The organism is Streptomyces lomondensis (genome assembly GCF_014651035.1).
GTDB lineage: Bacteria > Actinomycetota > Actinomycetes > Streptomycetales > Streptomycetaceae > Streptomyces > Streptomyces lomondensis.
This window is the reverse complement of the sequence record NZ_BMWC01000010.1, coordinates 61,168-87,214: the sequence shown is the minus strand read 5'-3', so window position 1 is coordinate 87,214 and position 26,047 is coordinate 61,168. Positions and strand designations below refer to the sequence as shown.

The 26,047-nt window shown below is 72.0% G+C and carries 18 protein-coding genes and 1 pseudogene; 3 read left to right on the top strand and 16 right to left on the bottom strand.

Going from position 1 to position 26,047, the window contains the following annotated elements; translation table 11 throughout:
* Positions 1-4: 4 nt before the first annotated feature.
* From IE255_RS28990 to IE255_RS28980, 3 genes and pseudogenes are all read right to left on the bottom strand, one after another.
* The gene (locus IE255_RS28990; RefSeq protein ID WP_190053355.1) at positions 5-1,852 is read right to left on the bottom strand and encodes an acetolactate synthase large subunit; all 1,848 of its coding nucleotides are present in this window, start codon (positions 1,850-1,852) and stop codon (positions 5-7) included.
* 233 nt (positions 1,853-2,085) lie between these two features.
* Positions 2,086-5,082, bottom strand: coding sequence for a putative bifunctional diguanylate cyclase/phosphodiesterase (locus IE255_RS28985; protein WP_190053354.1), 2,997 nt, complete (start codon positions 5,080-5,082; stop codon positions 2,086-2,088).
* Positions 5,083-5,505: 423 nt separating this feature from the next.
* A pseudogene (locus tag IE255_RS28980) lies at positions 5,506-6,455 on the bottom strand (2-hydroxyacid dehydrogenase).
* 77 nt (positions 6,456-6,532) lie between these two features.
* Between IE255_RS28980 and IE255_RS28975 the strand changes: the two are divergent.
* Both IE255_RS28975 and IE255_RS28970 read left to right on the top strand, forming a co-directional pair.
* On the top strand, positions 6,533-7,531 hold the full coding sequence (locus IE255_RS28975) for an aldo/keto reductase (protein WP_190053353.1): 999 nt from the start codon (positions 6,533-6,535) through the stop codon (positions 7,529-7,531).
* 130 nt (positions 7,532-7,661) lie between these two features.
* Complete coding sequence (locus IE255_RS28970) at positions 7,662-8,828, top strand: PQQ-dependent sugar dehydrogenase (RefSeq protein ID WP_190053352.1); 1,167 nt, start codon at positions 7,662-7,664, stop codon at positions 8,826-8,828.
* A gap of 9 nt (positions 8,829-8,837) precedes the next feature.
* Here the strand turns inward: IE255_RS28970 and IE255_RS28965 are convergent, their stop codons facing one another.
* The 7 genes from IE255_RS28965 to IE255_RS28935 all read right to left on the bottom strand — a co-directional run bounded on the left by IE255_RS28965 (position 8,838) and on the right by IE255_RS28935 (position 16,557).
* Entirely contained in the window at positions 8,838-9,029 is a 192-nt protein-coding gene (locus IE255_RS28965; RefSeq protein WP_190053351.1) for a DUF6191 domain-containing protein, read from the bottom strand.
* A gap of 51 nt (positions 9,030-9,080) precedes the next feature.
* Positions 9,081-12,125 (bottom strand): helix-turn-helix transcriptional regulator, encoded by a 3,045-nt coding sequence (locus IE255_RS28960; RefSeq protein WP_190053350.1) that lies wholly within the window; start codon positions 12,123-12,125, stop codon positions 9,081-9,083.
* Between the two features lie 173 nt (positions 12,126-12,298).
* A complete protein-coding gene (locus tag IE255_RS28955) occupies positions 12,299-12,475 on the bottom strand; it encodes a hypothetical protein (RefSeq protein ID WP_190053349.1) in 177 nt (58 codons plus the stop codon).
* Positions 12,476-12,673: 198 nt separating this feature from the next.
* Positions 12,674-13,234 carry a hypothetical protein gene (locus IE255_RS28950; RefSeq protein ID WP_190053348.1) on the bottom strand — a complete coding sequence of 187 codons (561 nt, stop codon included), beginning with the start codon at positions 13,232-13,234 and terminating at the stop codon, positions 12,674-12,676.
* A 35-nt stretch (positions 13,235-13,269) separates the two neighbouring features.
* Entirely contained in the window at positions 13,270-13,842 is a 573-nt protein-coding gene (locus tag IE255_RS28945) for a GNAT family N-acetyltransferase (RefSeq protein ID WP_190053347.1), read from the bottom strand.
* A complete protein-coding gene (locus IE255_RS28940) occupies positions 13,820-16,066 on the bottom strand; it encodes an MMPL family transporter (RefSeq protein WP_190053346.1) in 2,247 nt (748 codons plus the stop codon). Before IE255_RS28940 ends, IE255_RS28945 begins: the two co-directional genes overlap by 23 nt.
* A gap of 158 nt (positions 16,067-16,224) precedes the next feature.
* Positions 16,225-16,557: a hypothetical protein gene (locus IE255_RS28935; protein ID WP_190053345.1), complete on the bottom strand. Its 333-nt coding sequence runs from the start codon at positions 16,555-16,557 to the stop codon at positions 16,225-16,227.
* 191 nt (positions 16,558-16,748) lie between these two features.
* Here IE255_RS28935 and IE255_RS28930 point away from each other — a divergent pair, with 191 nt between their 5' ends.
* Positions 16,749-17,552 (top strand): SAM-dependent methyltransferase, encoded by an 804-nt coding sequence (locus tag IE255_RS28930; RefSeq protein WP_190053344.1) that lies wholly within the window; start codon positions 16,749-16,751, stop codon positions 17,550-17,552.
* A 61-nt stretch (positions 17,553-17,613) separates the two neighbouring features.
* On the opposite strand, the gene gatB is transcribed toward IE255_RS28930, so the two are convergent.
* The 6 genes from gatB to ligA all read right to left on the bottom strand — a co-directional run bounded on the left by gatB (position 17,614) and on the right by ligA (position 26,042).
* Positions 17,614-19,128: an Asp-tRNA(Asn)/Glu-tRNA(Gln) amidotransferase subunit GatB gene (gatB, locus tag IE255_RS28925; RefSeq protein WP_190053343.1), complete on the bottom strand. Its 1,515-nt coding sequence runs from the start codon at positions 19,126-19,128 to the stop codon at positions 17,614-17,616.
* 15 nt (positions 19,129-19,143) lie between these two features.
* A complete protein-coding gene (locus IE255_RS28920; protein ID WP_086601598.1) occupies positions 19,144-19,383 on the bottom strand; it encodes a hypothetical protein in 240 nt (79 codons plus the stop codon).
* The gene (gene gatA, locus IE255_RS28915) at positions 19,380-20,873 is read right to left on the bottom strand and encodes an Asp-tRNA(Asn)/Glu-tRNA(Gln) amidotransferase subunit GatA (protein ID WP_190053342.1); all 1,494 of its coding nucleotides are present in this window, start codon (positions 20,871-20,873) and stop codon (positions 19,380-19,382) included. Before gatA ends, IE255_RS28920 begins: the two co-directional genes overlap by 4 nt.
* A gap of 4 nt (positions 20,874-20,877) precedes the next feature.
* Positions 20,878-21,174, bottom strand: coding sequence for an Asp-tRNA(Asn)/Glu-tRNA(Gln) amidotransferase subunit GatC (gene gatC, locus IE255_RS28910; RefSeq protein WP_031117542.1), 297 nt, complete (start codon positions 21,172-21,174; stop codon positions 20,878-20,880).
* A 137-nt stretch (positions 21,175-21,311) separates the two neighbouring features.
* Positions 21,312-23,588 carry a putative bifunctional diguanylate cyclase/phosphodiesterase gene (locus IE255_RS28905; RefSeq protein WP_190053341.1) on the bottom strand — a complete coding sequence of 759 codons (2,277 nt, stop codon included), beginning with the start codon at positions 23,586-23,588 and terminating at the stop codon, positions 21,312-21,314.
* Positions 23,589-23,846: 258 nt separating this feature from the next.
* Positions 23,847-26,042 (bottom strand): NAD-dependent DNA ligase LigA, encoded by a 2,196-nt coding sequence (gene ligA, locus IE255_RS28900; protein WP_190053340.1) that lies wholly within the window; start codon positions 26,040-26,042, stop codon positions 23,847-23,849.
* Positions 26,043-26,047: the final 5 nt, after the last annotated feature.

The following is a 26,047-nucleotide window of genomic DNA, read 5'->3' as shown; positions in this document are numbered from 1 at the left end:
TCGCTCAGTCGTCTTCGTTGTCGCCGAAGTCGGGGCGGACGTCCCGGGCGGCCATGATCTCGTCGTTGGAGGTGCCGGCGGCGACCATCGGCCAGACCATCGCGTCCTCGTGGACGATGAAGTCGACGACGACCGGGCGGTCGTTGATGGAGTTCGCCTCCTCGATGACCTTGTCCAGGTCCTCCGGGGACTCGCAGCGGATGGCGTAGCAGCCCATGGCCTCCGACAGCTTCACGAAGTCGGGGACGCGGGTGCCGCGGGCCTCGGGGTTGACGTCGTCCGGGCCGGAGTGCAGGACGGTGTTGGAGTACCGCTGGTTGTAGAAGAGGGTCTGCCACTGGCGGACCATCCCGAGGGCGCCGTTGTTGATGACGGCGACCTTGATCGGGATGTTGTTCAGGGCGCAGGTGGTGAGCTCCTGGTTGGTCATCTGGAAGCAGCCGTCGCCGTCGATCGCCCAGACGGCCCGCTCGGGGGCTCCGGCCTTGGCGCCCATGGCGGCCGGGACGGCGTAGCCCATGGTTCCGGCGCCGCCGGAGTTCAGCCAGGTGCCCGGCTTGTCGTACTCGATGAAGTGGGCGGCCCACATCTGGTGCTGGCCGACGCCCGCGGCGAAGATCGTGCCCTCCGGGGCGAGCTGCCCGATGCGCTCGATGACCTGCTGCGGGGAGAGCGAGCCGTCGTCGGGCTGGTCGTAGCCGAGCGGGTAGGTCTCGCGCCAGCGGTTCAGGTCGTTCCACCACATGCTGTAGTCGCCCTGGTGGCCCTCGCTGTGCTCCTTCTGCACGGCCTGGATCAGGTCGGCGATGACCTCGCGGGCGTCCCCGACGATCGGCACGTCGGCGGCGCGGTTCTTGCCGATCTCGGCCGGGTCGATGTCCGCGTGGACGATCTTGGCGAGCGGGGCGAAGCTGTCCAGCTTGCCGGTGACGCGGTCGTCGAAGCGGGCGCCGAGGGCGACGATCAGGTCCGCCTTCTGCAGGGCGGTGACGGCGGCCACCGAGCCGTGCATGCCGGGCATGCCCAGGTGCTGCGGGTGGTTGTCGGGGAACGCGCCGAGCGCCATCAGCGTGGTGGTGACGGGCGCGCCGGTCAGCTCCGCGAGGACCTTCAGCTCGGCGGTGGCCTTGGCCTTGAGCACGCCGCCGCCGACGTACAGCACGGGCCGGCGGGCCTGGGTGATCAGCTTGGCGGCCTCGCGGATCTGCTTGGCGTGCGGCTTGGTCACCGGGCGGTAGCCGGGCAGGTCCATGGTGGGCGGCCAGGAGAAGGTCGTCTTCGCCTGGAGGGCGTCCTTGGCGATGTCGACCAGGACCGGGCCGGGGCGGCCGGTGGAGGCGATGTGGAACGCCTGCGCGATGACCCGCGGGATGTCCTCGGCCTTGGTGACGAGGAAGTTGTGCTTGGTGATCGGCATGGTGATGCCAACGATGTCCGCCTCCTGGAAGGCGTCCGTGCCGATCGCCTTGGACGCCACCTGGCCGGTGATCGCGACCAGCGGCACGGAGTCCATGTGCGCGTCGGCGATCGGGGTGACCAGGTTGGTGGCGCCGGGTCCGGAGGTGGCCATGCAGACGCCGACCTTGCCGGTGGCCTGCGCGTAGCCGGTGGCGGCGTGCCCGGCGCCCTGCTCGTGGCGGACCAGGACGTGGCGCACCCGGGTGGAGTCCATCAGCGGGTCGTAGGCCGGGAGGATCGCACCGCCGGGAATGCCGAATACCGTGTCGGCGCCGACCTCCTCGAGAGAGCGGATGAGGGACTGCGCGCCCGTCACCTGCTCGGGGGCGGAGTGCTGTCCTCCGGATCGGGGCCGGGGCTGCGGGTGGTGGGCCCCGGTGGCCTGCTCGGTCATCGGCATTCTCTTCTCAGATACTGAGGGGGTTTTTTGCGAGGTTTGTGCGATTTTCGGCTGTTGCACGGAAGGCGCCTGTGCAACAAAAAACCCCTCGTGCCATAAGGCAAGCGAGGGGAGCGCGCCGGGTGGAGTCGCTGAGCGGTCGAGGCTCAGCGTCAGCCGACGCGCTGTCCAAGTACGAGAATTCGGGTGCGCATGGCACAGACCCTCTCCCCGGCACGCACTCACTGTCAAGTGGGTGGGACGGGAGTCTCATTATGTGAGCGGAGGGCCGTGCCGCCTCCGATGACGGCGGACACGCCCGAGCTGTACACCCGCGGGCCACCGCCCGCGAACGCCGGCTCGACCGGTCCGTGCGGCACCGGATAGTGGCCGCCGGCGAGCGCCCGGCGCAGCCGGTACTCGTCGAGCGGCCCGGAGAACGCCATGCCCTGGCCGTGCGTGCAGCCCATCGCGCGCAGGGCGACGACCTGCTCGGGCAGGTCGACCCCCTCGGCCACGGACTTCAGCCCGAGGTCGGTGGCGATGCGCAGCAGCCCGCTGGTGATCTTGTGCAGGCGCGCGGACTCGACGACGCCCTCGACCAGACCGCGGTCCAGCTTCAGGACGTCAACCGGGAGCCGCCGCAGGGCCGTGATCGCGGCGCAGCCGCTGCCGAACCCGTCGAGCGCGATCCGCACGCCGACCCGCCGCAGGGCACCCAGGCGCCGCTCCAGCTCGTCCAGCGAGACCCTGGGGTCGGCGTCGGACAGCTCGATGACCAGCGACCCGGACGGCAGCCCGTGCCGGGTGAGCAGCGCCTCGACCGAGCCGAGCGGCATCGATTTGTCCAGCAGCCGGCGGGCGCTCATCCGGACGACGACCGGCACGGACAGCCCGGTCGCGTGCCGCTCCGCCGCCTGTTCGACGGCCTCCTCGACCATCCACCGGCCCAGCTCGGCGGTCTTGTCGCTGTCCTCGGCCACGCGCAGGAACTCCGCCGGGGTGAAGAGCACCCCCTGCGAGGAGCGCCAGCGCGCCTGTGCGGCCACCGCCGTGATCCGGCCGTCCTCCAGGGACACCACCGGCTGGTGCAGCAGGGCGAACTCGCCGTCGTGCAGCGCGGCCCGCAGACGCGTGGCCAGCTCCGCCTTGCGTACGACGTCCTGCTGCATCTGCGGCTTGTACAGCTCGACCCGGCCCTTGCCGCCGGCCTTGGCCCGGTACATCGCCAGGTCGGCGTTGCGCAGCAGCTCGCCCGCGCCGAGGCCCTGTTCCGCGAAGGCCACGCCGATGGAGGCGTTGACACGGACATCGTTGCCGTCGATGAGGTACGGCTGGGACAGCGTCGTCCTGAGGCGGTCGGCGAGCTCGACGATGTGCCGCTCCCGGGCGTCCCGGTCGCGGGTGTTGTCCCCGACGATCAGGGCGGCGAACTCGTCGCCGCCCAGCCGTGAGGCGGTGTCGCCCTGCCGGACCGAGTCCTGGAGCCGACGGGCGGCCTGGACGAGCAGCTCGTCCCCGGCCTGGTGTCCGATGGTGTCGTTGACGGCCTTGAAGCCGTCGAGGTCGATGAAGAGCACGGCCGTGTTCCGCAGGGCGACGCCCCGGTCGGAGGCGCGGCGGCCCGACAGCGCGTGCTGGACGCGCTTGGTGAACAGGGCGCGGTTGGGCAGGTCCGTGAGCGGGTCGTGCTCGGCGTTGTGCTGGAGCTGGGCCTGGAGCCGCACCCTTTCGGTGACGTCCCTGCTGTTGAAGATGAGGCCTCCGTGGTGGCGGTTGACGGTCGACTCGACGTTCAGCCAGCCTCCGCCGCCCGAGCGGAAACGGCACTCGATGCGGGTAGTGGGTTCCTCGACCGGGTCGGCGGCGAGGAATCTGCGCACCTCGTGCACGACGCAGCCCAGGTCCTCCGGGTGGATGAGGTCGGCCAGTTCCGTGCCCACCAGATCCTCCGCCGGGCGGCCGTAGACGCCGGCGGCGGCCGGGGAGACGTACCTCAGGACGCCGCTGGGGGCCGCGATCATGATGACGTCGCTGGAGCCCTGCACCAGGGAGCGGAAGTGGTTCTCCTTCTGGGCCAGTTCCTGGGTGAGGGTGATGTTGTCGAGCAGCATGATGCCCTGGCGTACGACGAGCGCGAGCACGACCGTGCCCCCCGTCAGCAGGACCACGCGGTCGACGCTGCGGCCGTTTAGGACGTTGTAGAGGATCCCCAGGGTGCACACGGCGGCCGCGAGATAGGGCGTGAGGGCGGCGAGGGAGCCGGCGATGGGCCGGGAGGCCGGGTACCGGCTGTGCTCGCCTGCGGGCGGGGGCAGAGGGTGCGGTCCGCTGCGCTGGCCCGGCACGTGCTCGTGCACCACGCGGGTGTGGCCCGCCGTGCCGTGCCGGTCGGTCTCCGGTGCGCGGGGCGCGGCCCAGGGGGCGTACGCCAGGAGCAGCGAGCCGGCGAACCAGCCCGCGTCGAGCAGATGGCCGGAGCGGTAGTCGTGGTGCATCAGCGGCGAGGTGAACAGGGCGTCGCACATGACGGTCAGCGCGAGCGCGCCGATGGCGGTGTTGACCGCCGAGCGGTTCACCGCCGAGCGCCGGAAGCGCAGCGCGAGCACCATGCTGACCAGCGCGATGTCGAGCAGCGGATACGCCAGCGACAGCGCGGTGTGTGCCACGCTCGGGCCTTCCGACTTCGCGGCCTGGGCGAGGGCGAGGCTCCACGCCAGGGTGAGCAGCGAGCCGCCGATCAGCCAGGCGTCGAGCCCGAGGCAGACCCAGCCGGCCTTGGTCACCGGCCGCTTGGCGAGCACGAGCAGCCCGACGATCGCGGGCGGCGCGAAGCAGAGGAAGAACAGGTCGGCATAGCTGGGACTGGGCACGGGCAGTCCGAGGACCACCTCGTACCACCCCCAGACCAGGTTGCCCAGGGACGCCATGGCCGAGGAGAGGCCGAACAGCAGCCAGGCGGATCGAAAGCGGGTGCGGCGGCTGCGGGCGTAGAGGAAGCACGAGACGGCGGCGGTGGCGGCCGCGGCGCTCAGCCCGAAGTCGCCCATGATCAGGGCCGCTTCGTACGAGCCCCAGCCGAGCGCGGAACCGACGGCGTATCCCGCGCAGGCCAGGGTGAGGGCGAGTTGGAGGGCCACGCCTGGCCGGTGGCCGGCGGCCGGTGTGCGGGGCAGCAGGGCTCCCGGGGACGGAGGCTGTGCCCGCAGCGCTCCGTTCAGCGTGGGGGTCGGGGGCGCGCTCACCGGACCCTCCCGGTCCGTGTCGCCCCCGGGTCCCGCGGGCCCCTGTGCGCCGGCTGGGCATGCCTTCTGCGGCTGCCGGGCCTGCGGTGGTGATGGCTGTGGTCGGTGTGGTGGTCGCTGTGCTGGGTGTGGTGGCCGCCGTGATCGGCGTGGTGACCGCGTCTGCTCGCGGCCGTCCGCCAGGGTCGCCGCCGGCAGCCCCGCCCCGTCGGATCGCTCGTCCATAGGCCGTGCATCGCCTGTCGCCCCCCTCACAGTCCGAAGTGTTCATCCCCGGCGCCGAACGGTCCGCGGCGCATCCCCTGTCGGGACGATACACCAGTCTCGTCACTCAGGGACATAGGTTCTCTACTCTCCGTGACGATCGACAGATATATGAGTACCCACCGCACCCGAAGGATTGCGGACGGTACCCGAGCGGGATCAGCCGGTTGGTGCACCCGTCGTAAGGATCACGTTGCGGAGCGGCTCCCGGTTCACATAACGGTTCAACTGGTCCACCAGGAGCCGCTTGGCGCGCGGAAGGAACGCGGAGGTGGGACCGCCGACGTGGGGGCTGATGAGTACCCCCGGCGCACGCCACAAGGGGTGTTCGCGCGGCAGGGGCTCGGGATCGGTGACGTCGAGGGCGGCGGTGATGCGGCCGGTCTCCAGTTCGGCGAGCAGGGCCTTGGTGTCGACGACGGGGCCGCGGGCGACGTTGACCAGCAGCGCGCCGTCCTTCATCCGGGACAGGAAGTCGGCTCCGGCCAGGCCACGGGTGGTTTCGGTGAGCGGAGTGGACAGGATGACGACGTCCGCTTCCGGGAGCAGGGCGGGCAGTTCGGTGAGCGGATGCACCGGCCCGCGCGCCGTGGTGCGCTCGGAGCGCGCGACGCGCGCCACCCGCGCCACCTCGAACGGAACGAGCCGGTCCTCGATGGCCGCGCCGATCGATCCGTATCCCACGATGAGGACGTTCTTGTCGGCGAGCGCGGGACGGAATCCGCCGAGCCACTCCCCCCGGTCCTGGGCGCGGACGAAGTCGGGGACACCGCGCAGCGAGGCCAGGATCAGCGCGAGGGTGAGTTCCCCGGTGCTGGCCTCGTGCACTCCGCGCGCGTTGCAGAGCCGCACGCCGGGAGGCAGGTGCCCCAGCCCCGGCTCGACGTGGTCGATCCCGGCGGAGAGCGTCTGCACGACCTGCACGTGGCTCATCCGGGGCAGGGGCCGTACGCACAGCGGGCTGGGCTTCATGTAGGGACGACGTAGAAGGCGCAGTCGGCCGGGTCCGCCGGGAAGGTCTCCTCGCCGTTCCAGAAGCGGTAGTCGAGCCCTTCGGGGAGTCCGTCGATCTCGTCCGGCGGGATGGGCAGCCACACGTCAGCAGTCATGCTCTGGAGGCTATGTCAGGAGCGCGCCACGGCAGAGGTTAGGTTGGGGTGGCCGGAACAGGGAGGGTCACGACCAGGTGGAGCGCAGGACGATCGGCGCGGCGGCGCTCGCGGTGGGGGCCGTCGGACTGGGGTGCATGCCGATGAGCTGGGCCTACAGCGCGTCGCGGCAGCGTGGCGACGAGTCGCTCAGGGCGGTGCACCGGGCGCTCGACCTGGGCTCCTCCCTGCTGGACACGGCCGACATGTACGGCCCCTTCACCAACGAACTGCTGGTGGGCCGGGCGCTGAAGGAGCGGCGGTCCGACGCGTTCGTGTCGACGAAGGTCGGGCTGCTCGTGGGCGACCAGCACATCGTCGCCAACGGCCGCCCGGGGTATGTGAAGCGGGCCTGTGACGCGTCGCTGCGGCGCCTTCAGACGGACGTCATCGACCTCTACCAGTTGCACCGGGCCGACCCCGAGGTGCCTGTCGAGGAGACCTGGGGCGCGATGGCGGAGCTCGTTCAGGCCGGGAAGGTACGGGCGTTGGGGCTGTGCGCGGTGGGCGCCCGGTCGTCGCGCAGGGGCGGGGCCCGGCTGCACGACGCGACGGTCCGGCAGTTGGAGCGGGTGCAGCAGGTCTTCCCGGTGAGCGCGGTGCAGGCGGAGCTGTCGGTGTGGTCGCCGGAGGCGCTGGAGACGCTGCTGCCGTGGTGCGAGACGCGGGGCGTCGGGTTCCTGGCCGCGATGCCGCTGGGCAACGGCTTCCTGACCGGCAGGCTGCGGCCCGGCGCGGGCTTCGAGGCGGACGACCTGCGCGCCCGGCACCCCCGCTTCACGGCCGAGATGATGGCCGCGAACCAGCCGATCGTCGCGGGCCTGCGCCGGGTGGCCGGCCGGCACGGCCCGGACGTCACGCCCGCCCAGGTCGCCCTCGCCTGGGTCCTCGCCCAGGGCCGGCACGTGGTCCCGGTCCCGGGCACGAAGCAGGAGCGCTGGGTCACGGAGAACGCGTCCGCGGCGGCGCTGCGGCTGACGCCCGAGGATCTGAAAGAGGTGGCGGACCTTCCGGCGGCGCAGGGCTCGTGGGACTGAGCCGGGAGTGACCCCCGGGGCGTTTCGGGCAAACCCGGTGTTCGCGGTTCGGCCTTCGGTGATCGGGAACTTGGGAGGCGCGGGCGGTGTATGACAGGGAGAAGACACCCCCGTCGAAGGGACCAAGATCGTGCAACGTCGAGCCGCGCCGGCCGTGTCGGCCGCCGCCGCGCTCCTGCTGACGGCCGGCTGTTCCTCCGACGGCGGGGGAACGTCCGGCAGCGACGCGAGCGCCTCACCGAGCCGTACGACACCGGGAGCCTCCGCGCCGACGCGGCAGGCCGCCGAGGAGACACCGCCCGCCAAGGGCTCGGTGCGGGTGGTGCGGACGGTCGCCGAGGGCCTGGACTCCCCCTGGGGGCTCGCTCCCCTGCCGGGCGGCGGCCTGCTCGTCTCCTCGCGGGACGACGGGACGATCGTCCGGGTCGACGAGAAGACCGGCAGGAAGACCGAGCTGGGCGAGGTGCCCGGGGTGTCGGCGGCCGGCGAGGGCGGCCTCCTCGGCATCGCCCTCTCCCCCGACTACGCCTCGGACCGCATGGTCTACGCGTACTTCACCTCGGTCTCCGACAACCGCGTCGTCCGCATGATCTACGACGAGAAGAAGGCCCCGGGCGAGCAGCTCGCCGCGCCCGACACGGTCTTCCGGGGCATCCCCAAGGGCTTCGTCCACAACGGCGGCCGGATCGAGTTCGGCCCGGACAAGATGCTGTACGTCGGCACGGGCGAGAGCGGCGACACCGGCCTGTCCCAGGACAAGGACTCCGTGGGCGGCAAGATCCTCCGCCTGACCCCGGAGGGCGAGCCGGCGCCGGGCAACCCGTTCCCGGACTCGCCGGTGTACTCGTACGGCCACCGCAATGTGCAGGGCCTCGCCTGGGACGCCAAGCAGCGGCTGTTCGCCTCGGAGTTCGGCCAGGACACCTGGGACGAGCTGAACGCGATCAAGCCGGGCGACAACTACGGCTGGCCGGAGGCCGAGGGCCGGTCCGACGACGGGGACTTCCACAACCCGGTCGACCAGTGGACCACGGCCGAGGCGTCCCCCAGCGGCATCGCCTACGCCGAGGGCTCGATCTGGATGGCGGGCCTGCGCGGCAAGCGGCTGTGGCGCATCCCGCTGAACGGCACGGAGGCCTCGGCCGAACCGCAGGCCTTCCTGGAGGGCGAGTACGGCCGGCTGCGCACGGTGGTCCCGGCGGGCGGCGACCGACTGTGGCTCGTGACCAGCAACACGGACGGCCGGGGCAGTCCGCAGGACGGGGACGACCGGATCCTGGAAGTGCGGGTGACGTGACGGCGGGCTCTAGGAGTCCTCGGGGGCTTCCGGCTCCTCCTCCCGCGGCGGGCGGACGACGACCTTCCCGGACGCCAGGTCTATCGGGCCGCGTCCGGGATCGCCGTCCCCGACGTCCTCCCGGGTCAGCTCCAGGCGCTTCTGCTCGTCGCGGGTGTGCTTGCGGCCCGGTGAGAACAGTTCCTCGAACACGTTGAACAACGGAGCCCTCCCTGGGCCGCGACACCCCCGACGTCCCTGACAGCGTATGCCTCAGCCCGCCCGTCCGGACGTGAGGAATTCGGCCGGAAACAGCCCCAGCCGGTGCGCCACGGCCGCCGCCTCGCCGCGTCCGGAGACGCCGAGCTTGGCGAGGATGTTGGAGACGTGGACGCTCGCGGTCTTCGGGGAGATGAACAGCTCCTCGGCGATCCGGCGGTTGGTGTGGCCGGCGGCGACCAGGCGCAGTACGTCCCGTTCCCGGCTGGTGAGGCCGAGGGCCTCGGCGGGGTCGGCGGGGGCGAGGGCCGGTTCCGTGGCGGGGGTGAGCGGAAGGCGGGCGCGCCGGGCGAGCGCGGTGGCGGCGTCGGCGAGCGGCCGGGCACCGAGGTGCCGGGCGACGGCGTGGGCCAGGCGGAGCAGCTCCGTGGCGCGGTCGCGCTCGTCCTCGCCGCCGTCCGCCAGCAGGGCCTCGGCCAGCCGGTAGCGGACCCGGGCGAGGTCGTAGGGCCGCTCCAGGGGTTCGAAGGCGGTGACCACCTCCGACCAGGTGCCCGGGGTGCACCGGCCCTCGGCGCGGTGGAGTTCGGCGCGGACCCACTGCTCGTGGGCGAGCCACACGGGGGCGTTGGTGGTGAGCCGCTTGACGGTGCTCAAGATGCCGGCGAGCACCTCGCCGCGGCCGTCCCGCGCGGCGGGCAGCCCGCGGGCGTCGGCCTCGGCGGTGGCCGCTTCGAGCAGCAGCGGCCAGGCGTAGCGCTGGGTGCCGGGCGGGAAGCCGGACTCCAGGGTGCGGGCCAGTTCCGCGCGGGCGTCGGGCAGGCGGTCCTCGGCGACGGCGACGGCGATCGTGAGGCAGGAGATCGGCAGGTCGTGCTGCGGCATGGGATCGTGCGGCCCGTAGGCGGCCCGGCCCTCGGCGAGATACCGGGCTGCCTCGGGCACAAGGCCGCGGGCGAGTGCGAGGAACGCCAGGCTGTTGGCCCCGGATCCGTGCGGCCCGGCCGTCTGCCCGCGCCGCTGGGCGTTGACCGCCGCCTCGGCCGCCTCGTCCCAGCGGCCCAGGGAGATGAGCGACTCGGCGAGGTTGCTCCAGATCCAGGCCTCGGCGTCCCGCAGGCCCATCTTCTCCGTGAGCCGCAGGCCCTCGTGCAGGATGCCGACGGCCTCCTCGGAGCGGCCGACGCCTTCCAGGACCGAGGGCAGGTTCACATGGCTGCGGCCCACGACCGGCACCAGCCCCCGGGCTACCACCTCGTCCCTGACCTCGTACATGTGCCTGAGCCCGGCCTCGATCTGCCCGGCGTCGACCATGAGTCCGCCGAGGGTGAGCCGGGCGTGGGACTCGATGTCGTCGGCGCCCACCATGCGCGCGTACTCGACGGCCCGCTCGGCGGCCGTCAGGGCTTCGGGTCCGGGTTCGTGGAGCATCGACCAGTGGGCGGCCGTGGCGAGCACCTCGGCGTGCACCTCGGACGGCGGCAGGCCTCTGACCAGGTCCTGGGCGGTGGCGATCTCCTTCCAGCCGTCGCCGCGCGCGAGCCCCTGCACCAGCCGGGAGCGCTGGATCCAGAACCAGGCGGCGCGCAGCGGGTCGCCCTCGTCGTCCAGCAGGCGCAGCGCCCGCTTGGTGATCTTCAGGGCGCGTTCCCGTTCCCCGCAGAGGCGTCCGGCCACGGCGGCCTCGGCCAGCAGGTCGAGGTGGCGCAGCGCGGTGGTGGCCGGGTCGCAGCCGCAGGGAGGGTAGGCCTCGGCGTAGTCGACGGGGCGCAGGGTCCGGCGGACGTCGTCGGGGGCGGTGTCCCACAGTTCCATCGCCCGTTCCAGCAGCCGCAGTTGCTCGGCGTAGGCGTGCCGGCGGCGGGCTTCGACAGCGGCGTCGAGGACGGCGGGCAGGGCCTTGGCGGCGTCGTGGGCGTGGTACCAGTAGCTGGCCAGACGGGTCGCCCGCTGGTCGGCGGGGACCAGGCCCGGGTCGGCCTCCAGGGCTTCGGCGCAGCGGCGGTTGAGGCGGGAGCGTTCGCCGGGGAGCAGGTCGTCGCTGACGGCCTCGCGGACCAGGGAGTGGCGGAAGCGGTAGCCGTCGCCGCCGGGTGCGGGGCTGAGGATGCCGGCGTTCACGGCGGCCCGCAGCGCCTCGATGAGGTCGTCCTCGGGGAGCTGGGCGACGGCGGCCAGCAGCCGGTGCTCGACGGTGGAGCCGCCCTCGGCGACGATCCGGGCGACCTGCTGGGCGGTCTCCGACAGCCCCTCCACGCGGACGAGCAGCAGATCGCGCAGGGAGTCGGTCAGGCCCGTGCGGCAGCCCTCTTCGGCGGCGACGGCGAGTTCCTCGACGAAGAAGGCGTTGCCGTCGGAGCGTTCGAAGATCGCGTCGACCTGGTCCGGGTCGGGTTCGTGGGCGAGGATGCCGGCGACCTGGCGGCCCACCTCCTCGCGGGTGAAGCGGGCGAGTTCGATGCGGCGGACCGTGCGGAGCCGGTCGAGTTCGGCGAGCAGGGGCCGCAGGGGGTGGCGGCGGTGGATGTCGTCGGAGCGGTAGGTGGCCAGGATGACCAGGCGGCCGGTGCGCAGGGTGCGCAGGAGGTAGGAGAGCAGGTGGCGGGTGGAGGCGTCGGACCAGTGCAGGTCCTCCAGGGCGAGGACCACGGTGTGCTCGGCGGCGACGCGCTCCAGCAGGCGGGCGGTGAGCTCGAAGAGGCGGGCCATGCCGTCCTCGTCGTGCCGCCCGGTGCCCGACTCCCCCAGCTCGGGCAGCAGCCGGGCCAGTTCCTCCTCCTGTCCGGCGGCAGCGGCGGCCAGCTCGCCGGGAAGTTGGCGGCGCAGCGCGCGCAGCGCGGTGGAGAAGGGGGCGAAGGGCAGTCCGTCGGCGCCGATCTCCACGCAGCCGCCGAGCGCGACCACCGCCCCCCGGCGGCGGGCGGCGCCGGCGAACTCCTCGACCAGGCGGGTCTTGCCGACGCCGGCCTCCCCGCCGATGAGCAGGGCCTGCGGCTCTCCCCCGCAGGAACGTACGAGCGCGTCGTTCAGTGTGCCCAACTCCTCGGCACGGCCGACGAACACGGGGCTGACGGACCTGGTCTCCACGGCCCCGAGCATCGCATGAGGGTCCGACAGCGCGGCACCGGTTTTCCGGCGACCGGCGAGTGCACCGGCCGCGGCCGCCGTATCGACGGCCACGGCACCGGATCCGGATCCGGCACGAACGGCCACGGCACCGGCCGCGATTCCCGTACGAACGGTCACGGCAACGGCCCGTCCCGCCCCGAGTCTCACGTGGCCCGGGCGGACCGGGGCCGGTGGGAGCGGCGGCTATGGCTCTCGTGCTCGGCGGAGCTCACCGCGGTTTCACGGCGGGCGGCGCGGGCGGCCTCGCGGACGAGGCGCTCGTGCTCGGCCCGGCGGATGAGGTCGGCGGCGCGCATCTGCTGGAGCTCGTACTCGTACATGGCGTGTCCTTGGTGAGAGGGCGGTCGCGGCGGGGCTTCGCCGCGATGCCTCCACCCTCGTCTCCCAGGCGGGGCGGCCACATCGGGAGAGTTCCGCATCTTCGGCGGCGGGCGGGACCTTAGACGCGCGTGAGGGGTCTTAGGACCTCCGTAAGGTGCTTACGGAACGTCCTAAGACCCCTCAGGACCTGCGGTGACTCAGCTCGCGGACGGCAGGCCGAGCAGGATGCCGGTGTACTTCAGGACGGCCAGGAACAGGCCGATGACACCGAGCACGACACCGGCCCAGGCGACGGACTTGATCCAGGGGGCCTGGATCCTGCCGGGCGTGCCGAAGGCGGGCCGGGCGAGCACCACGACGCCGACGACCAGGGCGGTCAGGGCGAACAGGCCGCCCCACAGGGCCGTGGTCTGCCAGGCGTCGCCGTAGACGGCCTGGATCTGCTTGGCGACGCTCGCGTTCTGCGCGGTCTCCAGCTGACCGATGAGGTTCCGGCGGGCGGCCGCCACGGTGCCGACCCAGCTGCCGGTGAGCGAGACGACGCCCAGCGCGGCGGAGACCACGGCACCGGCGCCCTGGCCGACGCCGTAGGAGCTCTCCTCCTTGGTCTCCGAGTCGGTCTGCGCGTCGGTCTCCGGGGCCGCGGCCCCGGCCGGGACCTCGGTCCGGGTCACCTTGTCGGACTCGGTGGTGTCCACCGCCTTCTCGTCGGTCGTGGCCTCGGTGGCCTCGGTCTCGTCCACTGCGTTCGTTGCCATGTCTCGCACCGTAGGGTCGCTGTCTGAGAAGTCTCTTAATGATCGTCGTGAGCGGCACGCGCGCGTGCGGCACGCCACTCGGGCGCCAGCAGCGACCAGACTTCGAGATCGTGCCGTACGCCACGGTAGTGGTGGGCCTCGCGGCGCACACCGTCGCGGGTCATACCGAGCCGCCGCGCCACGTTCAGGCTCGGCTGGTTGCCCGCGGCGGCGACCCACTCGACGCGGTGGATGCCGCGCTGCTCGACCGCCCAGTCGATCAGCACCCGCATCGCGCGCGTGACGAGCCCGCGGCCGGTTCCGGCGGGCTCCAGCCAGCAGCCGACCTCGCAGCTGCCGTTCGCCGCGTCGAAGTTCAGGAAGAGCACCCCGCCCACGAGCTTCCCCTCCAGCCACAGGCCGTGCACGGACCCCGTGTCGGCGGCCCGCATGTCGGCGTACCGCTGGAGCTTCGCCCGGGCCGAGGCCAGGTCCGTCTCGGTCGTCCCGAACGGGATGTACTGCCCGATGAACTCCCGGCCCCGCTCCAGGTGCGCCAGGAACTCCCCGGCGTGCCAGGGCTCCAGGGGCCGCAGTTCGGCGTCGTCACCCAGGGATATCGCGTACATCCCGCTGCCGCTCCTCCTCCGCCAGGACGTCCGCCGCCTCGGCGTCCGTCGCGGCGGCCAGCCTCTCATGGGCGGCACGGCTCTCGGGCGGTTCGATGCTGATGCGCGGCATGCGCTTGTCGAGCCAGCGGGGCAGCCACCAGTTGGCGCCGCCGAGCAGGTGCATCAGGGCGGGGACGAGCAGCGTGCGCAGGACGAAGGCGTCCAGGGCGACGGCGGCGGCCAGCGCGATGCCGAACATCGCGATCACGCGGTCGCCGCTGAGCACGAAGGCGAGGAAGACGGAGATCATGATGACCGCCGCCGAGTTGATCACCCGGCTGGTCTCGGCGAGGCCGACCCGGACGGCCCGCCGGTTGTCGCCGGTCTCCAGCCACTCCTCGTACATCCGGCTGACCAGGAACACCTGGTAGTCCATGGAGAGGCCGAAGAGCACCGACACCATGATCACGGGCAGGAAGGGCTCGATGGGCCCCGCGCTGCCGAGGCCGAGCAGTTCGCTGCCCCAGCCCCACTGGAAGATCGCGACCACCACCCCGAAGGCGGAGGCCACGGCGGCGACGTTCATCGCGGCGGCCTTCAGCGGGATCCCGATGGACCGGAAGGCGAGCAGGAGCAACAGACAGCCCAGGCCGATCACCACCCCGACGAAGACGGGCAGCTTGGAGACGATGACGTCGGCGAAGTCGTCGTAGCCCGCCGTCACACCGCCGACCTGCACGTCGAGCGAGGTGCCCGCCTCGGCGCGCGGCAGCACCTCGTCGCGCAGCCGGTCGACGAGGTCGCTGGTCTGCTTCGACTGCGGGGAGGACTCCGGTACGACGGTGAGGTAGGCGGTGTGCCCGCCGGAGTCGAACGTCACCGGGGTCACCGAGGCGACGCCCTCGGTGGCGTGGAGCGTGCTGTCGAGGTTGTCCAGGGCGAGCTTGTCCTCGGCCCCGTCGACCTTGGTGACGAGGGTGAGCGGGCCGTTCACGCCGGGGCCGAAGCCGTCGGCGAGCAGGTCGTAGGCCTGGCGGGTGGTGGCCGTCTTCGGGTCGTTGCCCTGGTCGGAGGTGCCCAGGTGCAGGGAGAACGTGGGCAGCGCGAGGACCGCCATGACGACCAGGGCGACCGCGCCGAGCACCTTCGGGTGGCGCTCGACGAACGCCGACCAGCGGGCGGCGAACCCGGTGGGCAGCTCGGGCTCGGGCCCGTGCTCCGCCAGGCGGCGGCGCTCGCGGCGGCTGAGGGCGCGCATGCCGATGAAGGACAGCAGGGCGGGCAGCAGGGTCACGGAGGCCGCGACCGTCAGGATCACGGTGAGCGAGGCGGCGATCGCCACCCCGTTGAGGAAGCCGAGCTGAAGGATCAGCATGCCCAGCAGCGCGATGCAGACGGTCGCACCCGCGAAGACGACCGCCCGTCCCGTGGTCGCGACGGCGTTCGTGGCCGCCTCGGTGACGGACAGCCCGCGTTTCAGCCCCCGCCGGTGTCTGGTCACGATGAACAGCGCGTAGTCGATGCCGACGCCGAGCCCGATCAGCATGCCGAGCATGGGGGCGAAGTCGGCGACCGTCATGGCGTGCCCGAGCAGCACGATCCCGGCGTAGGCGGTGCCGACGCCGACCAGGGCGGTGGCGATGGGCAGCAGGGAGGCGGCGAGCGAGCCGAAGGCGAGGAACAGCACGACCGCGGCGACCGCCACGCCGACGATCTCGGCGAGGTGCCCGCCGGAGTCCTCGGTCAGCCCGACGGCGCTGCCGCCGAGCTCCACCCGGAGCCCGTCGGTCTCGGCGCTCTTGGCGGTGTCGACGACGGCCTGGGCCTCGCCCTTGTCGATGTCCTGGGCCTGGTCCTCGAAGGTGACCGTGGCGTAGGCGGTCCGGCCGTCCTCGCTGACGCGGCCCGTGCCCGGACCGTCGTAGGGGCTGGTCACGGAGGCGACGCCGGGCAGGTTCTCGATCCGGTCCAGGGTGCGGCTCATCGTCTGCTCGACGTCGGCGGCGCGGACGCTGCCGGACGCGGTGTGCCAGACGACGGTGTCGCTGTCGCCGCCGAGCTGCGGGAAGCCCTCGTGCAGCAGTTCGGTGGCGCGGCCGGATTCGGTGCCGGGGACCTTGTAGTCGTTCGAGTACGTGGTGCCGGCGACGGCGGCGCCCGCGGTGACCCCCGCGAAGGCGAGGAGCCACAGCAGAACGGTGACCAGACGGCGTTGGACACACCAGCGTGCGAGGGCTGCCACGAATCGTGCTCCCAGAGTTACTTTTTGTGGATCTTTGACCGGGAGCAGTCGTCCATGAACTGAACAGCCCGCAAAGATCGCATGAGCAATGCGAAATCACTCTTACAGGCTCAGAAGATCATTTGTCGCTTTCGTGGGCTTATTCACAGCGGGCGCACTCAGTCGAACTGGTCCCCCAGCGCCATCACCATCACCCCGGCGATCAGCAGCCACAGCGCGCGCCGGGTGCGGCCCCGGGAGCCCAGCACCGCGGCGGCGGCGCAGACGGCGGCTCCGGAAGCGTACGCCGCCGGGACCAGCGCGGGGGCGGAGCGGGTGAGGCGGAGCAGTGCCGCGGCCAGGCCGGCGAGGGTCAGGGCGGCACCGGTGCCGACGGCGGTCCAGCGGGCCCGGCGGGCGTCTTCCAGGAGGTCTTCGGCATCATCCTGCTCGGCGGTCGCCTCCGAGTCCGCTATCTCTGGATCGGTGTCGGAATCAGTGCGTCCACTCATGGCCGAGACGGTAGCGCGTCGGATGGAAAAAACCGGGTGCGGGGCCGACGGGCCGGCTGTTAGCGTCCGCTGGTCCGAGGAACGCCCGCGGCATCTCGCCGCCCGGCCGAAGCAGGTGCATTGTTTGACGGTCCGACCGAGCTCCGACGCATCCCCTTTCTCCCTCAAGGACTCAAGGAGCCCGTTCACCGATGTCGGACATCACTTCCCGGACCTCGAACATCCCCCTCGCTGACCGTGTGAGCCACCCCGGCTACCCGCGCAGCAACGGCTACGACGCCCGCTGGACCGTCGAGAACCAGATGGGCCCGCACGCGCTGTGGCTGCTGGAGTGGCTGGCCCCCGCCCTGGGGCTGGACACCCTGAGCCCCGGCTCGCGCGTGCTCGACCTGGGCTGCGGCCGTGCCATGACGTCGATCTTCCTCGCCAAGGAGTACGACGTCCAGGTCACCGCCGCCGACCTGTGGGTCAAGCCCGGCGAGAACGCCGGGCGCATCGCCGAGGCCGGCCTCGCCGACCGCGTCCTGCCCGTGCTCGCCGAGGCGCACGACCTGCCGTTCGGCGAACACAGCTTCGACGCGATCGTCTCCGTCGACGCCTACCACTACTTCGGCACCGATGACCTGTACCTGCCCGAGCTGACCCGGCTGCTGAAGCCGGGCGGGCGGATCGGGGTCGTCGTACCGGCGCTGCGCGAGGAGATCGACGGCGTCGAGCCGCCGGAGCACCTCAAGCCGTACTGGGAGCCCGGATTCTGGTCCTTCCACACCGCCGGCTGGTGGCGGCGCCACTGGACCCGCAGCGGGGCTGTGGAGGTCGAGACCGCGGACTGGCTGGAGGACGGCTGGCGCGACTGGCTGCGCTGGTGCGAGGTCGTCGCCGAGGAGCACACGGACGAGTTCCACATCCGGATGGCCGGACAGTGCGCCGAGATGCTGCGGCTCGACCAGGGCGGCACGCTGGGCTTCGTCCGGGTCGTGGGGCGTCGCCTGTAAACAGCTGAGAGGGGGATGCACCGGGTTCGGTGCATCCCCCTCTGTCGGGTCCGCGAAGGGCTCAGCCCTCGCTGACGCCCAGCTTCTCCAGGATCAGTTCCTTGACGCGGGCCGCGTCGGCCTGGCCCCGGGTCGCCTTCATGACCGCGCCGACCAGCGCGCCGGCCGCGGCCACCTTGCCGCCGCGGATCTTGTCCGCGATGGCGGGGTTGCCGGCGATGGCCTCCTCGACGGCGGTGGTGAGGGCGCCCTCGTCGGAGACGACCTTCAGACCGCGCTTGTCGACGACCTCGTCCGGGGTGCCTTCGCCCGCGAGGACGCCTTCGATGACCTGACGGGCCAGCTTGTCGTTCAGGTCACCCTTGGCCACCAGCTCGGTGACCCGGGCCACCTGCGCCGGCGTGATCGCCAGTTCGTCGAGCGCCTTGCCCGACTCGTTGGCGCTGCGGGCCAGCTCGCCCATCCACCACTTGCGGGCGGAGGCGGCGTCCGCCCCGGCCTCGATCGTGGCGACGATCGGCTCCAGCGCACCGGCGTTGAGGATCGCCTGCATGTCGGTGGCCGAGACGCCCCACTCCTCGCGGAGCCGGTTGCGGCGGACCAGCGGCAGCTCCGGCAGACCGGCGCGGATCTCCTCGACCCACTCGCGGGACGGGGCGACCGGCACCAGGTCGGGCTCCGGGAAGTACCGGTAGTCCTCGGCCTCCTCCTTCACGCGGCCCGAGGTCGTGGACCCCGTGTCCTCGTGGAAGTGCCGGGTCTCCTGGATGATCGTGCCGCCACCGCTCAGCACGGCCGCGTGCCGCTGGATCTCGTAGCGGGCCGCGCGCTCCACGGACCGCAGCGAGTTGACGTTCTTCGTCTCCGAGCGGGTGCCGAACTTCTCGGTGCCGTGCGGGCGCAGCGACAGGTTCACGTCGCAGCGCATCTGGCCCATCTCCATCCGGGCCTCGGAGACGCCGAGCGCGCGGATGACCTCGCGCAGCTCACGGACGTAGGCCTTCGCCACCTCCGGGGCACGGTCGCCCGCGCCGACGATCGGCTTGGTGACGATCTCGATGAGCGGGATGCCGGCGCGGTTGTAGTCGAGCAGGGAGTGGGACGCGCCGTGGATGCGGCCGGTGGCACCGCCGACGTGCGTCGACTTGCCGGTGTCCTCCTCCATGTGGGCGCGCTCGATCTCCACGCGGAAGGTCTCGCCGTCCTCCAGCTGCACGTCGAGGTAGCCGTTGAAGGCGATCGGCTCGTCGTACTGGGAGGTCTGGAAGTTCTTCGGCATGTCCGGATAGAAGTAGTTCTTCCGGGCGAAGCGGCACCATTCGGCGATCTCGCAGTTCAGCGCGAGGCCGATCTTGATGGCGGACTCGACGCCGGTCGCGTTGACGACCGGGAGCGCGCCGGGCAGGCCGAGGCAGACCGGGCAGGTCTGCGTGTTGGCGTCCTGGCCGAGGGCGGTCGAGCAGCCGCAGAACATCTTCGTCTTGGTGCCGAGTTCGACATGGACCTCGAGGCCCATGACGGGGTCGTACGACGCGAGTGCGTCCTCGTACGACACCAGGTCGGTCGTGGTGGTCACGGTGAAACTTCCCTCTCAGCCCAGCAGGACGTCGTCGTCGCCCAGCCGCTTCAGCTCGCGGTAGAGAATGGCCAGGTTGGTGACGACCGCCGCTCCGGTCACGACGGCGTCGAGCAGCCGCAGCGTGTCGTTGTCTCCGCGGGCCTTCTTGATCTGCTTGTAGACGCCGACGGCGCCGAAGGCCGACGTGGCCATCGAGATGTACAGACCGGACTTGGAGCTCTTGAAGCCCTTGGCCTTGGACAGTGCGCTCACAGCGACGGAGCCTCCTCGATCAGCGGGTGGCCCCACTTTTGCACGAAGGCGGCCTCGACGGCGGCACCCACCTTGTACAGGCGGTCGTCCTTCATGACAGGGGCGATGATCTGCAGGCCGACCGGGAGGTTGTCCTCCGGGGCGAGACCGCACGGCAGCGACATGGCCGCGTTGCCCGCCAGGTTGGTCGGGATGGTGCACAGGTCGGCGAGGTACATCGCCATCGGGTCGTCGGCGCGCTCGCCGATCGGGAAGGCGGTGGTCGGGGTCGTCGGGGAGACGATGACGTCGACCTGCTCGAACGCCTTGTCGAAGTCCTGCTTGATGAGCGTGCGGACCTTCTGGGCGCTGCCGTAGTAGGCGTCGTAGTAGCCGGAGCTCAGCGCGTACGTGCCGAGCATGATGCGGCGCTTGACCTCGGGGCCGAAGCCGGCCTCGCGGGTGAGGGAGGTGACCTCCTCGGCGGAGTGCGTGCCGTCGTCGCCGGTGCGCAGGCCGTAGCGCAGGCCGTCGAAGCGGGCGAGGTTGGAGGAGCACTCCGAGGGCGCGATCAGGTAGTACGCCGACAGCGCCAGGTCGAAGGACGGGCAGTCCAGTTCGACGACCTCGGCGCCCAGCTCCTTGAGCAGCGCGACCGACTCGTCGAACCGCTGGATGACGCCGGCCTGGTAGCCCTCGCCGCGGAACTGCTTGACGACGCCGACGCGCATGCCCTCGACGCTGCCGTTGCGGGCGGCCTCGACGACCGGCGGGACGGGCTCGGCGATGGAGGTGGAGTCGAGCGGGTCGTGCCCGGCGATGACCTCGTGCAGCAGCGCCGCGTCCAGGACGGTGCGGGCGCAGGGGCCGCCCTGGTCGAGGGAGGAGGAGAAGGCGACCATGCCGTACCGGGACACCGCGCCGTACGTCGGCTTCACGCCGACCGTGCCGGTGACGGCGGCGGGCTGGCGGATGGAGCCGCCGGTGTCCGTGCCGATGGCGAGCGGGGCCATGTGCGCGGCCAGCGCGGCGGACGAACCGCCGCCGGAGCCGCCGGGGATCTTGGTGAGGTCCCAGGGGTTGCCGGTCGGGCCGTAGGCGCTGTTCTCGGTGGAGGACCCCATGGCGAACTCGTCCATGTTGGTCTTGCCGAGGATGACGACGTCGGCGGCCTTCAGCCGCTGGGTGACCGTCGCGTCGTAGGGCGGGATCCAGCCCTCCAGGATCTTCGAGCCGACGGTCGTGGGCACGCCCTCGGTGGTGAAGATGTCCTTCAGCGCGAGGGGGACGCCGGCGAGGGGGCCGAGCTTCTCGCCCCGCTCCCGCTTCTCGTCGACGGCACGGGCCTGGGCGAGGGCGCCCTCGCGGTCGACGTGCAGGAAGGCGTGCACCTTCTCGTCGACGGCCTCGATGCGGGCGAGGTGGGCCTCGGTGACCTCGACGGCCGTGAGCTCGCCGGAGGCGATCTTCGCGGCGGTCTCGGCCGCGGTGAGCTTGATGATGTCCGTCACGGTCTTAGTCCTCCCCCAGGATCTGCGGCACCTTGAAACGCTGCTGCTCCTGGGCCGGGGCGCCGGAGAGCGCCTGCTCGGGGGTGAGCGAGGGACGGACCTCGTCCGGGCGCATGACGTTCGTCAGCGGGAGCGGGTGCGAGGTCGGCGGTACGTCTTGGTCGGCGACCTCGCTGACGCGGGCGACCGCGCCGATGATGTCGTCCAGCTGTCCCGCGAAGTGGTCGAGCTCTTCGGGCTTCAGCTCCAGACGCGCCAGCCGGGCGAGGTGGGCGACCTCCTCGCGCGTGATGCCAGGCATGCAGCGATCCTCTGGGGGTGAGTGAATGTGGTTTGGCCCAATCCTATGGGGCGGCGGGCGGTGCCCGTGAAACGGTTTGCCGGTCCTCGCGAGGAGAGGCGGCCGACCGTGTCTTCCGCCCCGGCCGAAGGCCCGGGTCAGCCCACCCGGCCCGAGTCGTCCGCGGCGGCCGCCGGGAGCGCGGCCCGAGGGCGCTGCCAGCCCCGGGAGCCCCGGGCGCGGAGCCAGGCCGTGGTCTCCTCGGGGGGCATCGCGGCGGCGACCAGCCAGCCCTGCACGGCGTCGCAGCCGAGGTCGCGCAGGCGCTCCCAGGTCTCGTCGTCCTCGACGCCCTCGGCGACGACGAGCAGACCGAGGGAGTGGGCGAGGTCGACCGTGCAGCGCACGATCTCCGCGTCCTCGTTGTCGACCGCCAGCCGGGCCACGAACGAGCGGTCGATCTTCAGCTCGCTGACCGGGAGCTTGCGCAGGTGCACCAGCGACGAGTAGCCCGTGCCGAAGTCGTCCAGGGACATCTTCACGCCGTGCCCGGTCAGCCCGTTGAGCGTGTCGGCGGCGCGCTGCGGGTCCTCCAGGAGGACGTGTTCCGTTATCTCCAGCTGGAGCGCTCCCGCCGGGACGCCGTGCCGGGCCAGCCGGGCGGCGACGGAACCCGCGAAGCCGGGGGTGTGCACATCCCGCGGCGAGACGTTCACCGCGACCGGCACGAACAGGCCCTGGGCGCGCCAGCGGGCGACCTGGCCGAGCGCGGTCTCCAGGACGTACTCGGTGAGGTGGGGCATCAGGCCCGAGGACTCGGCGATCGCTATGAACTCGTCCGGCGGCACCTTGCCCCGCTCCGGGTGCACCCAGCGGACCAGGGCCTCCAGGCCCGCGACCTGTCCGTCGAAGCGGACCTTGGGCTGGTAGTGCAGATGCACCTCGTGCGCGTCGAGGGCGCGGCGCAGATCGCCCAGCAGACCGAGCCGGTCGGGGGTGTTCGAGTCGCGCTTGGACTCGTAGACCTCGACGCCCGTACGGTCCCGCTTCGCCTGGTACATCGCCACGTCCGCCCGGCGCAGCAGCCCCTCGGCGTCCAGGGCGTGGTCGGGGAAGACGGCGACTCCGGCGCTGGCCTCCAGGACGAGGGTGAGGCCGTCGAGGTCGAGCGGGGAGCTGAGCGCGGCGACCAGATTGCGGGCGACCCGGGTCGCGGACGTCGTGGAGTCGGCGACCGGCAGTAAGACGGCGAACTCGTCCCCGCCGAGCCGGGCGGCCTCGGCCCCCCGCGGCAGCGCCACCCGCAGCCGGTCGGCGATCTGGAGCAGCAGCCGGTCACCGGCCAGATGACCGAGCGTGTCGTTGACCGATCGGAACCGGTCGAGGTCGATCAGCATCAGGGCGGCGCGGGCGTCGATCCGCTCGGCGTCGTCCAGCGCGGTCCAGATGCGCTCCAGCAGCCACTGGCGGTTGGGCAGCCCGGTCAGCGGGTCGCGCAGCTGCTCCTCCGCCCGGGCCCGGGCTATCCACAGCGTGGAGTCCAGGGCGATGAGGGGGATGGAGAACAGCGGCAGCAGGATCGGCTTGGCCACGGCCACCACGCACACCAGCGGCGCGATCCCCAGCAGCGCGACCGCGACCAGGCCCTGTCTGACCAGGGCGGTGCGGGCGACCGTGGGCAGGCCGCGGCGCGGGGCGTGCAGGTACCAGAGCAGCACGCGGGTGACCGCCAGGTAGGCGACGGCGACCAGGGCCACCTGGGGCGCGGTCCCGAGCGTCCAGGCGCCGGGCTCCGCGGGGGACTCGACGGACGGCACGGTCCCGAAGGAGCCCAGCACCAGGGCGCCGGCCCCGATGCCGAGGAGGTCGACCGACCCGTGCAGCACGCCCTGGCGCCAGCGGGCGCGGCGGGCTATGCCGACCAGCACGACGACCGTGAGGCTGACCATGCCGGCCGGGACCCAGCCGTACAGCAGCAGCACGGCGAGGGTGAGGGCGGCGCCCGAGCCGGTGCCGCCCCACCAGCGGGAGCGGCCGAGCATGACGAGGTGTCCGACGATGATGCCGGTGAGCACGGCCAGCGCCCAGCCGGCCGTGCCCGACGGGAAGAGCGCGTGGCCGCCGGTGAAGGCGCGGTAGAAGCCGGCGCCCAGGACGAATCCGGCCGCCGCGACGACCGCCGCGGGCAGCGCGGGCCAGGTCAGGTGCCGTTCGGTCTCCGTGTCCTCGCCGGTCAGTCCGGGGGTGTGCTCGCTGACCGGCTGTGCGGCGCGCCCCCCGGCGGCGCGCCCGTCCGCGGTGTACTGTCCGACGGCGCGTGTCTCCGCGCCCGGACGCCCCGCCGGCCGGCCGGCCCCACGGACTGCACGCCATGCCACCGCCATGCGGCGCAGGCGCAGCCGTGAGCCCGGCACGGCGCTCTCGGTCGGTTCCATTCCCGTCCCTCTCACAGCCGGCGGTGCCCACGCCACGCGGCCCGGTGCCCGACAACCCTCAACGGCCCGCGCCGGCAAACCCTTCCCCGTGCTCTGCGCGAGCACGAAGATGCCCCGACCGCAGCTGGGCACGGCAGGCGCACATCTCAACAGTAGGCCGCAGAAGGCTTCCACGGGCAGCGGTCGCCGACGGTTGCCCGAATGCGCCCCGGCCACCCGTATGCATCTGGTATGCGCCGATCGGGTGGCCTTCAACCCCTACTCCTCGGCCGAAAGGGCGACTTCGGCCGCCGCTTCCGGTCCCCGCTCCAGCAGGACGCCGAAACCCTCCTCGTTCAGGACCGGCACCTTCAGCTGCATCGCCTTGTCGTATTTCGATCCGGGGCTGTCACCTACGACGACGAATGACGTCTTCTTCGAAACCGAGCCGGTCACCTTCGCTCCGCGGCTCTGGAGGGCCTCCTTGGCGCCGTCCCGCGTGAAGTGTTCGAGGGTGCCGGTGACGACGACCGTGAGCCCTTCGAGCGGGCGCGGCCCCTCGTCCTCGCCGGTGCTCTCCTCCTCCATGCGGACGCCCGCGGCCTTCCACTTACGGATGATTTCGCGGTGCCAGTCCTCGGCGAACCACTCCTTGACGGCCGCGGCGACGATCGGGCCGACTCCGTCGGTGTTCTTCAGCTCCTCCTCGGTGGCCTGGTCGATGCGCTCGATCGAGCGGAACTCGCGGGCCAGCGCCTCCGCCGCGACGGGCCCGACATGACGGATCGACAGGCCGGTGAGGATGCGGGCGAGGGGGCGCTGCTTGGCGGCTGCGATGTTCTCCAGCATGGCAAGCGCGTTCTTGCGGGGATTGCCCTCCTGGTTCGCGAAGACCGTGGCGACCTTCTCCTCGCCGGTCTTCGGGTCGCGCTTGGGCAGGCCGCTGTCCTGGTCCAGGACGTACGCCTTGATGGGCAGCAGCTGTTCGATGGTGAGGTCGAACAGGTCGCCCTCGTCCACCAGCGGCGGCGTCTTCGGCTCCAGCGGGACGGTGAGGGCGGCCGCGGCGACATAGCCGAAGTGCTCGATGTCCAGCGCCTTGCGGCCCGCGAGGTAGAACAGGCGCTCGCGCAACTGGGCCGGGCAGGTGCGGGCGTTCGGGCAGCGCAGGTCGACGTCGCCCTCCTTCATCGGCCTGAGCGCCGTACCGCACTCGGGGCACTCGCTCGGCATCACGAACTCGCGCTCGGTGCCGTCGCGCAGGTCGGCGACGGGCCCGAGGATCTCGGGGATGACGTCACCGGCCTTGCGCAGCACGACCGTGTCGCCGATGAGGACGCCTTTGGCCTTGACCACGTCCTGGTTGTGCAGCGTGGCGAACTCGACCTCGGAGCCGGCGACCGTGACCGGCTCGACCTGGGCGTACGGCGTGACCCGGCCGGTGCGGCCGACGCCCACGCGGATGTTGATGAGCTTGGTGTTGACCTCCTCCGGCGCGTACTTGTAGGCGATGGCCCAGCGCGGGGCGCGCGAGGTGGAGCCCAGGCGGCCCTGGAGGGGGATCTCGTCGAGCTTGACGACCACGCCGTCGATCTCGTGCTCCACGGAGTGGCGGTTCTCGCCGAAGTAGGCGATGAACTCCCGGACTCCCTCCAGGCCGTCGACCACCTTGTTGTGCCGGGAGGTGGGCAGGCCCCAGGTCTTGAGCAGGTCGTAGGCCTGGGAGAGGCGGGTCAGGCCGGTGAAGCCCTCCAGGGCGCCGATGCCGTGGACCACCATGTGCAGCGGGCGGGTGGCCGTGACGCGCGGGTCCTTCTGGCGCAGGGAACCGGCCGCCGCGTTGCGCGGGTTGGCGAAGGGCTTGTCGCCGGCCTCGACCAGGCGGGCGTTGAGCTCCTGGAACTTCTCCATCGGGAAGTAGACCTCGCCGCGGATCTCCACGAGGTCGGGGACGGAGTCGCCCTTGAGGCGGTCGGGGATCTCCGCGATCGTCCGGACGTTCGGCGTGATGTCCTCGCCCGTGCGGCCGTCGCCGCGGGTCGCCGCGCGGGTGAGGCGGCCGTGCTCGTAGGTGAGGTTCACGGCGAGGCCGTCGACCTTCAGCTCGCACAGGAAGTGGTAGTCCTGCTCGCCCAGTTCCCGGGCGATGCGCTCCGACCAGGCGGCGAGCTCCTCGTCGTTGAACGTGTTGTCCAGCGAGAGCATGCGCTGGCGGTGCTCGACCGCCGTGAACTCCGTCTCGTACGAACCGGCGACCTTCTGGGTCGGCGAGTCCGGCGTGCGCAGCTCCGGGTGCTCCTCCTCCAGCGCCTCCAGGGAACGCAGCAGCTCGTCGAACTCCGCGTCGCTGACGACCGGAGCGTCCTTCACGTAGTAGCGGAAGCGGTGCTCCTCGATCTGCTCCGCGAGGCGCGCGTGCTTCTCCCGTGCCTCGGCGGGCACCGCCGTCGTCTCCGCCTGCTTGTCGCCGGCCACCGTGT